This is a genomic window from Paenibacillus sp. W4I10 (assembly GCF_030816325.1).
Taxonomy (GTDB): Bacteria; Bacillota; Bacilli; order Paenibacillales; family Paenibacillaceae; genus Paenibacillus; species Paenibacillus amylolyticus_B.
This window is the reverse complement of sequence record NZ_JAUSXX010000001.1, coordinates 5521339-5533711: the sequence shown is the minus strand read 5'-3', so window position 1 is coordinate 5533711 and position 12373 is coordinate 5521339. Positions and strand designations below refer to the sequence as shown.

At 48.8% G+C, this 12373-nt stretch carries 14 protein-coding genes; 2 read left to right on the top strand and 12 right to left on the bottom strand.

Going from position 1 to position 12373, the window contains the following annotated elements:
- Positions 1–16: 16 nt before the first annotated feature.
- Positions 17–1207 (bottom strand): ABC transporter substrate-binding protein, encoded by a 1191-nt coding sequence (locus QF049_RS24925; RefSeq protein WP_373428367.1) that lies wholly within the window; start codon positions 1205–1207, stop codon positions 17–19.
- A gap of 497 nt (positions 1208–1704) precedes the next feature.
- Complete coding sequence (lspA, locus tag QF049_RS24920; RefSeq protein ID WP_307541401.1) at positions 1705–2196, bottom strand: signal peptidase II; 492 nt, start codon at positions 2194–2196, stop codon at positions 1705–1707.
- A 240-nt stretch (positions 2197–2436) separates the two neighbouring features.
- Between lspA and QF049_RS24915 the strand changes: the two genes are divergently transcribed.
- A complete protein-coding gene (locus QF049_RS24915; RefSeq protein WP_307541399.1) occupies positions 2437–2904 on the top strand; it encodes a heme-degrading domain-containing protein in 468 nt (155 codons plus the stop codon).
- A gap of 83 nt (positions 2905–2987) precedes the next feature.
- Here the strand turns inward: QF049_RS24915 and QF049_RS24910 are convergent, their stop codons facing one another.
- The 10 genes from QF049_RS24910 to QF049_RS24865 form a co-directional block, all read right to left on the bottom strand.
- Positions 2988–3935 carry a nucleoside hydrolase gene (locus QF049_RS24910; protein ID WP_036671600.1) on the bottom strand — a complete coding sequence of 316 codons (948 nt, stop codon included), beginning with the start codon at positions 3933–3935 and terminating at the stop codon, positions 2988–2990.
- A 57-nt stretch (positions 3936–3992) separates the two neighbouring features.
- Positions 3993–4397, bottom strand: a complete 405-nt coding sequence (locus tag QF049_RS24905) for a DUF350 domain-containing protein (protein WP_017691702.1) — start codon at positions 4395–4397, stop codon at positions 3993–3995.
- Complete coding sequence (locus QF049_RS24900) at positions 4379–5758, bottom strand: glutathionylspermidine synthase family protein (RefSeq protein ID WP_307541396.1); 1380 nt, start codon at positions 5756–5758, stop codon at positions 4379–4381. The genes QF049_RS24905 and QF049_RS24900 overlap by 19 nt, the downstream gene beginning before the upstream one ends.
- 4 nt (positions 5759–5762) lie before the next feature.
- Positions 5763–6047, bottom strand: a complete 285-nt coding sequence (locus QF049_RS24895; RefSeq protein ID WP_192135170.1) for a hypothetical protein — start codon at positions 6045–6047, stop codon at positions 5763–5765.
- The gene (locus tag QF049_RS24890) at positions 6047–6514 is read right to left on the bottom strand and encodes a hypothetical protein (protein ID WP_307541393.1); all 468 of its coding nucleotides are present in this window, start codon (positions 6512–6514) and stop codon (positions 6047–6049) included. Before QF049_RS24890 ends, QF049_RS24895 begins: the two co-directional genes overlap by 1 nt.
- Before the next feature lie 275 nt (positions 6515–6789).
- Positions 6790–8868, bottom strand: a complete 2079-nt coding sequence (locus QF049_RS24885) for an ABC-F family ATP-binding cassette domain-containing protein (protein ID WP_307541391.1) — start codon at positions 8866–8868, stop codon at positions 6790–6792.
- A 98-nt stretch (positions 8869–8966) separates the two neighbouring features.
- Positions 8967–9128 (bottom strand): hypothetical protein, encoded by a 162-nt coding sequence (locus tag QF049_RS24880; RefSeq protein ID WP_017691697.1) that lies wholly within the window; start codon positions 9126–9128, stop codon positions 8967–8969.
- 113 nt (positions 9129–9241) lie between these two features.
- Complete coding sequence (locus tag QF049_RS24875) at positions 9242–9526, bottom strand: hypothetical protein (RefSeq protein WP_307541389.1); 285 nt, start codon at positions 9524–9526, stop codon at positions 9242–9244.
- 53 nt (positions 9527–9579) lie between these two features.
- On the bottom strand, positions 9580–10578 hold the full coding sequence (locus tag QF049_RS24870; protein ID WP_307541387.1) for a glycosyltransferase: 999 nt from the start codon (positions 10576–10578) through the stop codon (positions 9580–9582).
- Positions 10579–10596: 18 nt separating this feature from the next.
- Positions 10597–11580 carry a phosphotransferase family protein gene (locus QF049_RS24865; protein WP_307541384.1) on the bottom strand — a complete coding sequence of 328 codons (984 nt, stop codon included), beginning with the start codon at positions 11578–11580 and terminating at the stop codon, positions 10597–10599.
- Between the two features lie 160 nt (positions 11581–11740).
- On the opposite strand from QF049_RS24865, the gene QF049_RS24860 reads away from it, so the two are divergent.
- Positions 11741–12331, top strand: a complete 591-nt coding sequence (locus tag QF049_RS24860; RefSeq protein WP_307541382.1) for a TetR/AcrR family transcriptional regulator — start codon at positions 11741–11743, stop codon at positions 12329–12331.
- Positions 12332–12373: the final 42 nt, after the last annotated feature.

The following is a 12373-nucleotide window of genomic DNA, read 5'->3' as shown; positions in this document are numbered from 1 at the left end:
CTCCTTCAGACAAGGCTTAACGCCGATTAGCAACCTTGTCCCATTCTTTGTCTAGTGTATCTAGATAGTTGTCGATGTTTTGGTTCTGCAAAAAGGACTGTACGATGGAATTCAGCTGCACCGCAGCCGGAATATAGTGATCGGGAAAGTCAATAACCTTGCCCTGCTCGATATATGGCATCAATTCCTGTACAGCAGGATCATCCTGCTTCACGCCTTCTACCGCAGAGAACAGCGTCTGTTCGTCAATATATCTTCCGATATTTTCAGGCTCTAATAGAAACGCAATAAACGTCTCTGCCTGTTCGCGATTAGGCGTGTCTGCCGCAATGGTAAACAGGGAGTCAATCCCGTTCACCAGCTTGATCTCGCTTGCATCGTTGCCCGTAGGGAATGGGAAGAAACCGATATCGACATTTGGATTCGCTTTGCGAATCTCCGAGATGGCCCAGGTTCCCTGGATGTACATGAAAGCTTCACCATTAGCGAAAGCACGGTTACCGTCCGAATAAGCTTTACCAAAGTTATCGCCGTGACCGTATTTCATGAGTTCCAGTTGCTTCTCAGCTACCTCGCGGTACTTCTCCTTGAACGTCACTTTGTTATCGCGCCGCTCCTGGTAGAAATCAATACCGACCAGATTGGAGGCCAGTGCATTGAAGGGCAGACTCGTCTGCCAGTCATCCTTGTATGTGAAATAAAATGGAATCTCACCTGCATCCTTGATCTTTTGGGCGGTCGCAATGAGTTCATCCCACGTCTTGGGCACGTCCAATCCCATTTCCTTAAACAACGTTTTGTTGTACATGATGCCGTTTGCATTCGTTGCGTAAGGAATACCTGTCACTTCGTCCATGCCTGTGAGATCCTTCAGCATTTGTATGTAGTTCGGATCAATCGTCTTGAGCAGTGAACTGTCTGTCAGATTGGTAAAAATATCACTCTGGGCAAGAATAGAATAGGTGTCGGTTGCACCCATGGCCATAATATCCGGTATATCATTTTTGACGACACGCGTTTTTAAGACCGTCTCCGCATCTGGCGGATTCACCTGGGTCACCTGAATATCGTTATGCTCCGCGTTGAACGTCTTGATCAATTCATCAAAGGTTGTTTTGGCTTCAGGCTTGTTCTGGAAAAATTCAATCTGCACTTTGCCATTTGCACTATCCCCACTGGTACAGGAAGATAGAAGTACAGCCATCATTCCGCATAGCAACATTGTCCCGAGAGCCTTGGTAAGCGTTGTTCTCATGTTGTACCTCCCTCAGCTTTAAAAATTGAACTAATGTGATTTACACGGTGTCACTCCGATTGCAGCACCATCTTCCGATCGTTGTTATCACCAGATTTTTTTGATTCCCTTCCTCAAAGGGAAAATCCGGTGATAAACACGCACGCTTCGCTTCTTCAGATTGGTTCTGCACTCTCCGTGTTCGTGTATATCTTAGTTTCACTTTATATACGTAAAGATTTACCCATTCAGGTGGTGAAATAACCATTTGGTTAATCCTTCCACAAATTCATACTATGAGCGTTGGCTATACAAGCCTTTATTATTCCTAAAACGGTTTCGGTAAAAATGAATCAAGGCATTTCTTCCCACGACCTGAATTGGGCATAAGAAAAGGGACACTGGATGATATCCAATGTCCATTATTTATTAAGCTTATATTCACCCACTATAAAGCTTTTATCCGTGTGTCACGAACGCTCAACTTTTGGCAAGGCATTGCGTAAACGCTTGGCTCGATAACTCTGATATGCACGAATCAACATGCCGATGATGATCATGACCACACCGATATTAATTGCGACATCAGCGAGATTCAAAATCCCGCGTCCTGACGGAAATACGAGGAAATCCGTTACCCGGGCATAGATAAATCGATCGATCGCATTTCCTAAAGCCCCACCGACCATAAAACCCGCGCCAGCTTGCATCCAGAAACCGCGAATCTCACCTTTACTCCGGTAATACAACATACCCGCTATGAACAGAACAGCAATCACACCGAACAGACGCGCATTTCCCTGAAACATGCTGCCCGCCATTCCACTGTTCTCATAATGCTGTAACTGCATGCCTGAGTTACCCAGTCTCATGACGTCGCCAACTTCCATATACATCCTCACTGCAATCTTGGTTCCCTGGTCCACCAAAGTCACCAGCAGTGCTACAAAATAAAACAGCATCGTGCTTCTCCTCCTGTCTACTTAGCGATAACTTATTTTAACTTTAAGAGTTTTGAGTATATTAGGTTCCTTTCACTTTAACACAGCCGATGTACGGTCTCCAAATGAGCCGTCTTCAACCACGCAAATAACGTCCACTAACATCGATCAGACTGCATCCAGAAGGGACTACACCAATCTATGTCGAATGTAGACATCAATCATATATGTAAAGGAGCTGCCTGTAATTTGAACCTGATCATGACAGAGAAATTAAAGGAAATGCAACAGGAAGAAAAGGACTTGGTATTTGGCACATTTGATTCTGAAACGGCTCTTAACCTTGGTCTGCATCTGGTCGAAGAAGGGAAGCGTCGTTCCCAAGCCGTGACCATCGACATAACCCTGAAGGGACATCGTCTCTTTTTGCATGCTATGGAAGGCACTCATCCCGACAACGAGGACTGGATTCGACGCAAAAACAACGTGGTGAATCATTTCTCCTCCAGCTCTTGGCATACAGCTCTGCGGTTGAGAAGCGAAAATCAGACACTTGAGCAAGACTTCAATCTGACTTCATCGGACTATGTCCTGGCTGGTGGCGCTTTCCCGCTGATTCTGAAAAATGAGGGACAAGTCGGCACCATTACGGTATCGGGTTTGCCTGATGAGGAAGACCATGATCTGGTCACGACTGGCATCCGTTCGTTTTTGTTGCAGCAAGTTTAGATTAGATTAAAATGGGCATAAAAAAATCCGTACCTGGGATAGGCACGGATTTTCTTCTTTCTCCTGCAGTTTAATTACTGCGTTTATTGGATCGCTGAGAGAACGTCCAGAAGCATAGATTTGAATTTCGGCCGATCAATGGCTTCACATACACGTACATTCGGCTCTTTGCCAAAACGCCCGTTGATATCAACCACACTGTATCCGCGTGTCAATTCTCCTGCCGCTTCTACATCCACATAATATTGACCCGACTTGGTCATGATGGATTCATCCGCGGCTACAGCCATCAGCAACGTATCGGGATGAGTGGTGCCATTGAGTTTATGTACCGACTTGTTGAACTGCATAACCACTTTGTTAATGGCTGTAAAGAAATCTGCACCTGATGTACCGAGAGCTGCAATCTCTGCATGATCGTCATCATCCATCACTGAATATTGCGTGCACATCTCCCAGCCAACCATCGTGATCGGAATGCCTGCATGCAGTACAATTTTCGCTGCTTCCGGGTCCACGTAGAAGTTATACTCCGCCGCCGGTGTGATATTGCCCAGTGCATTATTGGTTCCGCCCATGATGTACAGGTGAGCAATCTCCGGAATAATCGTTGGGTCTTTCTGGATCGCCATCGCAATATTGGTCAGCGGGGCAATCGCCAGAAGTTCAATTTCACCCGGATGTGCATGCACCTTCTCAATGATAAAATCAACCGCATGCCCGCTCTCGGGACGCTGATCCGCCTTCGGGAAATGCGCGCCGCCCATGCCATCATCGCCATGCACGTCTTCCACTGTACGGTGCTGAGCTTTACCGTAGGCCATTAACGGACGCTCGCATCCTTTATACACAGGCACCTTGCCGCCATGTCCAGCAACCTGTACCGTGTACAGGGCATTTTCAACCTCTTGGTCGAATTGTACGTTACCGCCCGTAATCGTGATGCCTTCCACCTGAAAGTGATGCAATGCCGTCAGGATCGCAATCGTATCGTCTCCTGCTGTATCTGTATCGATGATGACTCTTCTCATGATGCCGCGCTCCTTCTTCCGTTTAATAGTAAACTCTATAAAACACTATGTCTTATTTTACATTAAAAACGTACCAATGACGATGGAAACGCCGATGATAATCGAACGCAGCAGTTGTGCTACCGCCATATTTCCTCGTGCGATTTCATCACACACTCGCATTTTCGGAATCAGGAAATCAAATATAATATAGACCAGGCACAGCACAATAATTCCAAACGCCGACCACAGCAGCATATCCAACCACGAATGCGTTGAGAAAGATACCATCCCCACAATAATACACAGTCCCAGCAATTTGCTACCCATATACATGCCCGCTGCCTCGTTACCTTTGGCGATTTCCTCACTATCGTTATACCGGGTCAATTTGCTAAAAGCAAAATATCCACATACCAATACCACCAGCAAAATGCCTACACCCACCGCCACATTCACGAGGTTTAGTCCCAAGTTCTCCATTCCTTCTCCTCCTCATCATTCATCCGTTCACGAACCGTAGCCGCGCAATAATAGGCCATATCTCCAGTTACTTTCTCCCCAACCCGTGGCAGCACTCCAGCCAAACGCCCACCGATAACAAACACCCCTGTAAGCAGATAACCGCTGTACGCTCCATTTTCCGTCTCAATCACGACCTGTTCCATCGGAACCAGCTGCTGATAGATTTTGGGTTGGTTTTCGTAATAAGCTGTAATTTCCTCTTCATCCTCTTTGGCTTGGTCTTTCACCTTCAGGGTTGAATCGTGAGCCGACTCTTCCTCCTGAACTGCACTTCCATCCAGCAAAAGAGTTCCTCTGCCTTCGCGCCCCCAATAGCTCTTGGCTACATATGGCGTGGCGTTCAGCTCGAAGGGTTCAGCCGAAAAATAAGTTGGCAGCAGATATCGGGAAATCACGTCCATCTCTGCTCCATCAAAGAGGGTAAACCCGCAATATTCCGGGGTTTGCTCGTTCCGCTCGTAGAGCGACCAGATTGCCGCCATGAAGCCTTTGCTCTGCATCAGTACATGTTGAACGGGATTCATCAGGCCCAGCCGTCCTTCCCGTACAAGTTCAAGTAACGCAGCGCCAATGTCCACGCCTGTCGTCTCATCCCGATCATCGATCAGATACTCCAGTGGATAAAGGCGATACAGCAAGTTAATCTCCCGCCCCCTATGGTAAAGCGCCTCTCCCGGAACAATCTCCAGTTCATCAAGTGGAGCATAGAAAACTTCGTATCCCGCTTCCTGACAACGTCTCATCAGGTATTCCGTATTTGTTCGATCTTCGACATGTTCACCAAAAGAAGTGAACGTCACCGGACCCTGCAATCCTTGCTCTGCATAGAATTCCAGCCACATCTTGAAACACGCCTGAATACGTGCATCCATCTCGGCAGATGGTGCAGTCAACGCGGCAGGCTCAGCAAGACCGACCAGGATATTTTCCAATGCAGCAGCCTCCGGTATGCCCGTTGGAGTGTCCGTATTATTTTCAATACACTTGGGCCCAGCTTCTCCAATAATCCAGTCCTGACGGGTAATGCCTCCAGTCACCATCTCCATACGTGCCGCCGGGATAAGCCCCGGATGGATACCTAACTGATGCTCCAAAAATGAATCCGGCATATATTGCTGGATAAATCGCATCACTTTACAGTAAATGCCGTCTACCGCCTCGGCTGCGGTACGCAGCTCTTGTACCTCCGAGGGAGAATAGACCGTCAATGCAGGCACGCAATATTGCTTCCCGTACATTCGATGGTATGGAATCTGTTGTTCCGTTTCACCCTGAAATACCTCTTCGTGACTAAACGGCAGTTGAACCACTTGCCTCATCCGGTTATCCTCCCGAACTGCGGAAGAAGCTACCGAAGCCGCTTGATTTGGACTTGGATTTGCTATAGGAGCTGTTACTGTCCTTGTTGCTTCGATACGACGACCCACCGTAGTAATAGTGTCCACTGCTGGAATCATATTCACATCCGGTATCATACTCCGGGTCACATTCATCATTGTTGCTGCCACAACCGGATAACACGGCAGGAACCGCCAGCATCAGGGAGAAAGCAACCAGCTTTGCTTTTGATCCGGGTTTCGATGCTTGCCCCCGCTCTTGCTCACTCATTACAAATCCACCTCTTTCATATAAAACAACACTTTCTTGCGATCCGCATCCAGCACGGAATACAGGAACTCATACGTCTTGCCACCGTGAACCATGTAATGGTCCAGCAGTTGCTCGGCAAGCTCCATCGTATAGGTGGATAACGCTGTGAGCTCCAACTCCTGAAACGAACTTCCATTCCACAGCATATACTCTGCGCTGTACATGGAAGACATTTTGCACATCGACAGCGCAGCATCCGCAATAGCTGCACCGTACTCATCCGGCATCTGTTGCTCATACGCCGTTACATATACTGCATGTTCCCGCCCATCCTGGCATTCATTGGACAGATGCGCCCAGAGTTTGTTTTTTACCAAGGTAGCATCCACCAGTTTGCGCATGAACAGTTCATCTCGTGTGACTGAAGCCTGTTCCAGCACCCCCGTCTCCGCCTGTCGATCATCCGACCAACTCCGATACGTCAATGAATAATAGATACCGATAACCTCCCTTTTTGCGAGCTCTTAGGTGAGCCGTTTCAATTCATACAAACGTATTTAACGCATGTGGAGGTAAAAAGTTCCACTAGTGAATCAATTTCACAATACCTTTAGCTGCTTCAATCAAGTTGACGATGCTACATTCGTGCTTTAACGCTCTCTTGGCTAACACAAAACGTATGGTATTTAACCCCGGTCAAAAAGGCCGGAAATGATTCTCCGACCTCGCTTGTTCCATCTTATGCTCATGCCATTCTGACTTATAACTCAGCCCACTGCGCCAATATATCATTATATTCAGCGGACAATTGCTCCCGGTCATTCCAGATTTGTTCCAGTTCAAGCGGATTGTTCTGCACCGTTTCCAACTGTTGATCCAGCACCTGAATCTCTGCCTCAAGACGAGCCAACGTCTGTTCCAGCTTCTCTGCAGACTGTTTGTTACCATTGCCACTTCTATGTTTCGATGCTGCTGCCGAAGGAGTCAACGCCTTACCTGATTGAGTAGAAGCTTCATGATCTCGACTTCCATCGGTAGCCGCAACAGTGGAACCGTTCAATGTCGAGGTTGCTTCTGGTTTCTTCCCTGATCTGGCAGTCCCGCCGGGAGCGGACGTTAAACCTGACTTCATCTCTGACTTGGCATTCCCACGAGAGGAAACTCCCACTCCTGAATTAGCCTGAATTGTCGACGCCATACGAGCTTGCAAATCAACCTTCTTCTCACGATAAGCCTCATAGTCTCCCAGATAAGCGGTCATCTGACCGTCCTCCAGTTCCCAGACACGGGAAGCGAGGCGATTGACGAAGTACCGATCATGTGAGATGGCAAGTACGGTACCTTCAAAATCAACCAGCGACTCTTCCAGCGCTTCTCTCGATGCGATATCCAGATGGTTGGTTGGCTCATCGAGCAGCAGTACATTGGGTTTACGTTGCACCAGAAGAGCTAGCCGCAGACGCGTCCATTCCCCACCAGATAATTGCCCGACAGAGCGGAATACATCCGCTCCATAGAACAGGTATCGAGCCAGTATTCCGCGAGCTTCTCCCTCTTCCACGCCTGCTTCCAGACGGAAGTATTCAAGTACGTTCAACTTCGGATTCGTAGGTTCCTCCTGTTGAGCCAGATACCCTACATCCACGCGTGCCCCCCACTCCAGCCTGCCCGCATTGGGCTGCTCGTCACCAAGCAACAGCTTGAACAGGGTTGTCTTGCCGGAGCCATTGCGTCCAATGAGTGCAATTTTATCTCCATATTCCAGCAGACCCGAGATTCCTCGCAGGATTTCACGCTCACCATAGCTCTTCTCGACCTGTTCCAATACCGCTACCCGCTTACCCGTTCGATCCGTAGGACGCACATCGAATTCGGCATTGCGGCGCTCCAGTACAGGACGCTTCACCTGTTCCATCCGCTCCAGCGCCTTGCGCATGGAAGCGGCCCGCCGGAAGAACTTTTCATTGCCGCCCACACGACCCCATTCCTCCAGTTGGCGGATCGTTTCTTTCATTTTTTTGATAACCTTCTGCTGCTCCTTGAACTCCTCGAATTGCTGCAACAGCCGTTGTTCTTTCACTTTCATATATTCCGTATAACCGCCAGCAGACGTTTCCGCTTCTCCATCCTCCAGCTCCAGTGTTCGATTCACGACCCGATCCAAAAAATAGCGATCATGCGAGATCAGGACAATGGTGCCGGGATATTCTCGTAAAAATCCTTCCAGCCACTCGACCCGCTCCAGATCAAGATGGTTTGTCGGCTCATCCAGCAATAACAGATCGGGTTTTACGATTAGCTGTGAAGCCAGCACCACCCGAGTCTGCTCCCCACCGGACAGGGAACCAAAGCGCCAACCATAATGCTCCTTCGCGATATCCAAACCGTCCGCCACCTGATCGATCCGGGCATCCATTTCGTATCCACCCTCACGCTCGAACTGGTCTTGCAGTGCCGCGTAGCGTTTCAGCAGGCGCTCCAATTGATTAGGGTCTGCTGCACATGCTGGATCGGACATCTGCTGCTCCATTTCCTTCATTTGCGTGCGACATATCATAAGCTCCTTGAATCCAAGACTCAATACATCCAGTATGGTATGTTCATCCAATCCTTCTGGAACCTGAGCCACATATCCCATTCGTGTATCTTTCTTGATCATCAATTGCCCTTCATCCGGCTTGTTCAGTCTTGCCATCAGGCGCATAAGTGTGGTCTTGCCGCTTCCGTTACGGCCGATCAGGGCGACCTTGTCGCCTTCCATGATTTCAAACGTAATGCCGTCCAGCACCAGATGTGCTCCGTGGTATTGAGTCAGTTGTTGCGCGCTAATCATCATCATAATAAGGTTCCTCCTATGGTATGGAAGATCCTGACCGCAACACAAAAAGAGCCGCAGGAGGTTAGCTCCGCGGCCCTTCAGAATTCAAGCAATATCGCTTATCGTCCGAATGAGGTCAAGGCAGGCATCTTCTCGCAAATGTTAACTTCCGTATATTCAAAATTGGACAGACTTCTCCCGTTGGTCAGAAAAGTATGAACAATGCCAGCCATAGCAATCGGCAGCTGGCTAATACGGTTGTTAAGCATCTCGTGATTCACCTGTCTTCACCTCCCTTGTCATAATTAATGTCAATATATCACAGACGAATGCATTCCTGCAACCATCCCATCACCTGATTCAATCTTACAGTACAGAGGTTTCATTCTTCCGCTTAATTCCTGCCCCGTCGCCGAAGCACCACATCCCTGATCACCACCGTAATGAGTGTTAACATTCCCGCGGTACCCAGCGATACGCCAAGCAGGGCATATCCGATGCCGTTCCACCCGCCCATATCGATGCTGATCATGATTACGACGGCACCGCCCAGCAAGACCACACATGGCAATATATATTGAATCCACGTCATTCGGCGTCCTTGCAACCGGTAGATAAGCCATTCAATCAGCAGCTGCACCGCCCACATTCCCAATGTCCACAAGATCAGTACTTCCATAAGGTTCCCCTCCTGTTGCTGGATGGATTAAGCCCTTTGTTACAGACCTTACGTTACTTCAACCAATCTGAGAAAAAGTGCCGGTACCCTTCTTTCATCTTCGTGCGCGAAAAAGCACCAAAAGCATACTCCCGATTGTCTTCCGACACACTGCGCGGCGCTGCCGCAGCCATGTTCACCAGTTCAAACCAGTTATCCTCGTTACCTGCAAAGGCATGCGTGGATCGAATGTGACCGTAGCAAGCGTGCTCCGGCTTCACAACCATTTTGCCCATCGCCATCGCTTCCGTCAGCGGCATCGCAAACGTATCAAAGGCTGAACAGTTCCAATACACCTTGGCAGAATTCATCAACGTAAATATCTCATCCTGCGTGAGCGCGAACTTCAGCTTCACGTTGGCAGGAATGTCGTACTTCTTCATGGTTTCCTTATAGCGAACACCGCCAAACACCATATATACTTCCTTGTCCGGGTTCTGCCGAGCATATTCCAGCACCAGATCCGGTCGACGATTCGCTTCATCCCTACCAATCCAGAGCACCCGATTATGCACGACCTGGCTCGGGTCATAGTGCCGGTTCGCCAGCTCTTCGCTAAAACCAATCGGGATGACGTTCACGTCATGTACGCCGAAATTGCGGCCCAGTTCTGTTTTCAAAAACTCCGTCTGTACAATCGCTTTATCCACCATCGTATAAAATGGCTTCATCATCTCATATCCCGTCAGCGCGGGATCAGGAAAACTGTGCGGAAACAATACACTCTTCGGTAAGAACATCTTCAAAAACGTAAACCCGGATACGGTGTAGATGACATGCTCTATATTTTGGCTATGAATCTGGTCCAGCACGATATCGTAGTTCACCAGGTCACCTTTCTCATGCTCATACCCCGGCAACCAGTCGTATCCGCTGACATGACGCTCCGGCGAAATGAACACGATATCCACGCCCAGCTCCAGACCAATCTGCTTCAGCCGATCCGCAAATACGCGTGGCCCCTGAGCTTCCGTGAATTGAATTTTACGCATAACAAGTCCGACTTTACGCAAGCTTCTCACCCCTCATTTCTATTCCTCACCCATGTGCTTCATGCACTGTTCCAGCGTTGCTGCCGTCTCGTGCCACTGGCTTCGCAGCTGCTCCTTCGGCCAAACACATTCCTCACTCCTCAGATCACCGTCAATCAAACGCAGCATCCAGAGTGAGAATACAATAGCATAGGCGTTGTACCATGCTGCCAAAGAATCCCGTTCAATCTGCACGCCCAGGCTCTCTAGTTTGTCCAAATAAATGTCTATGACCCGCTCTCGCAAAGCAGGCGTAACTGTTCTGGGAAACAGCGGATGCGAGAGATCTACCAGATGGTACATGTCCCACAGCGGCGTATTCAGATGGGCATGCTCCCAGTCCAAGACGACCAGCCTACCGTCAACTTCCGCCAGATTCCCGGGATGCAGATCTCCGTGACACAGAACGGTAGGGAGTTCTTCCTCTGCTGTGAGAATCAATGTGGCAATCTTGTCCCAATCCGTTGAAGACAACCGCATATCCAGCGTAGACAACAGGTCATCGGTAGATTGTCTGTGCATCTGCAACTCATCCAATATGGTGCGAATAGACGGTTTCTGGCCCATACGGGGCAGCTCGTTCCACTCCGTAACAGGCAACGCATGCCACATTGCCATATGCACCGCTGTGTTCAGCATTGTCACTTCTTGCGAATCATGCACCAGTTGCCCCAGATCCTCATAGATCATCCAGCTCTCTGCCGGTGAAGTGGTAGGGTCCGACGTTGCAACAAGCTGCGGATAAATTGGGGGGAGACCAGACATCACACGCTCGTACATCCATCGTTCTCGTCCGTGCTGTGCGGGATTCGTCAGCGGTTTAAAAATATAACTTTTACCGGTAGGAACAGTGAATCGCTCCACATATCGTCCGTTCATTCCTTTATACAACTGTTCGCGGCTTGTTATATAGTGATCATTCAGCCTTCCTTCAGGTGTCACCCAGCTATATGCATCCATCTCATCTTTCACGCAATCCACCATCCGTTTCGTTCTTCCTGCTGCTCCGATGTTGATTTCTATTCATCATACGTTGCCTCTCTCAAGCCTGCAAGCTTTGTTCGTAAGCGCTTATTCATTGTCTCCATTTAGAGTTTCAAAATTGCTTGTTGCATTTTAGTTAGTAATCACTTACTATACGATTATGAAGAACAAACCTCATGTGGATAGTAAAAAGAAAGATATTTTACAAGCGGCGATGCGCTTGTTCGCAACCAAAGGCGTTGACGGCATATCCGTCAAAGAGATCGGTGACGCCGCCGGAGTAACCGATGCGGCGATCTACAAACATTTTAAAAACAAAGATGCCGTTGCCCTGGAAGCCTTCACCCAATACTGCGCGGACTATACTTCACTGATTGACGGGTATGTTCGCCAGGAAGGTCCCGTATTGGAGCGCTTCAAGCAACTGATTACCGAGGTTCTTCACCTGCACGATGAAGATCCCTACGGACTGCTGCTGATCTCACAGAATCATGAAATATTCATTGAAGCCGGCAGCAGTGAGGACTACCGTCAGCCATTGGATGCGTTAATGGATCTGATCGATCAGGGAATGATGCGGGGCGAACTGCCTCCGCAGGATTCACGGCTTACAGCCGTTCTGATTATCGGTGCGATTACACGTATGGCGGTCTCCAGTATGCAAGGTGAGCTACCGGAGCTGTTGGTACCTTATACGGGCGAGACTGTTCATCGTCTAGCATCAATGTTGGGACAGGTACCCCAAGAGTAGCGAGGGAGAGTGGTAGCCATTCTGACCTCGCAGAACACCAAG

Excerpts from the sequence above, each read along its gene's own strand:
- QF049_RS24875 (WP_307541389.1), bottom strand. The coding sequence starts at position 9,526 with ATGGAAGTACTGATCTTGTGGACATTGGGAATGTGGGCGGTGCAGCTG.
- QF049_RS24895 (WP_192135170.1), bottom strand. The coding sequence starts at position 6,047 with ATGAGTGAGCAAGAGCGGGGGCAAGCATCGAAACCCGGATCAAAAGCA.
- QF049_RS24910 (WP_036671600.1), bottom strand. The coding sequence starts at position 3,935 with ATGAGAAGAGTCATCATCGATACAGATACAGCAGGAGACGATACGATT.
- QF049_RS24900 (WP_307541396.1), bottom strand. The coding sequence starts at position 5,758 with ATGAGGCAAGTGGTTCAACTGCCGTTTAGTCACGAAGAGGTATTTCAG.
- QF049_RS24925 (WP_373428367.1), bottom strand. The coding sequence starts at position 1,207 with ATGATGGCTGTACTTCTATCTTCCTGTACCAGTGGGGATAGTGCAAAT.
- lspA (WP_307541401.1), bottom strand. The coding sequence starts at position 2,196 with ATGCTGTTTTATTTTGTAGCACTGCTGGTGACTTTGGTGGACCAGGGA.
- QF049_RS24885 (WP_307541391.1), bottom strand. The coding sequence starts at position 8,868 with ATGATGATGATTAGCGCGCAACAACTGACTCAATACCACGGAGCACAT.
- QF049_RS24905 (WP_017691702.1), bottom strand. The coding sequence starts at position 4,397 with ATGGAGAACTTGGGACTAAACCTCGTGAATGTGGCGGTGGGTGTAGGC.
- QF049_RS24860 (WP_307541382.1), top strand. The coding sequence starts at position 11,741 with ATGAAGAACAAACCTCATGTGGATAGTAAAAAGAAAGATATTTTACAA.
- QF049_RS24865 (WP_307541384.1), bottom strand. The coding sequence starts at position 11,580 with ATGGTGGATTGCGTGAAAGATGAGATGGATGCATATAGCTGGGTGACA.
- QF049_RS24915 (WP_307541399.1), top strand. The coding sequence starts at position 2,437 with ATGACAGAGAAATTAAAGGAAATGCAACAGGAAGAAAAGGACTTGGTA.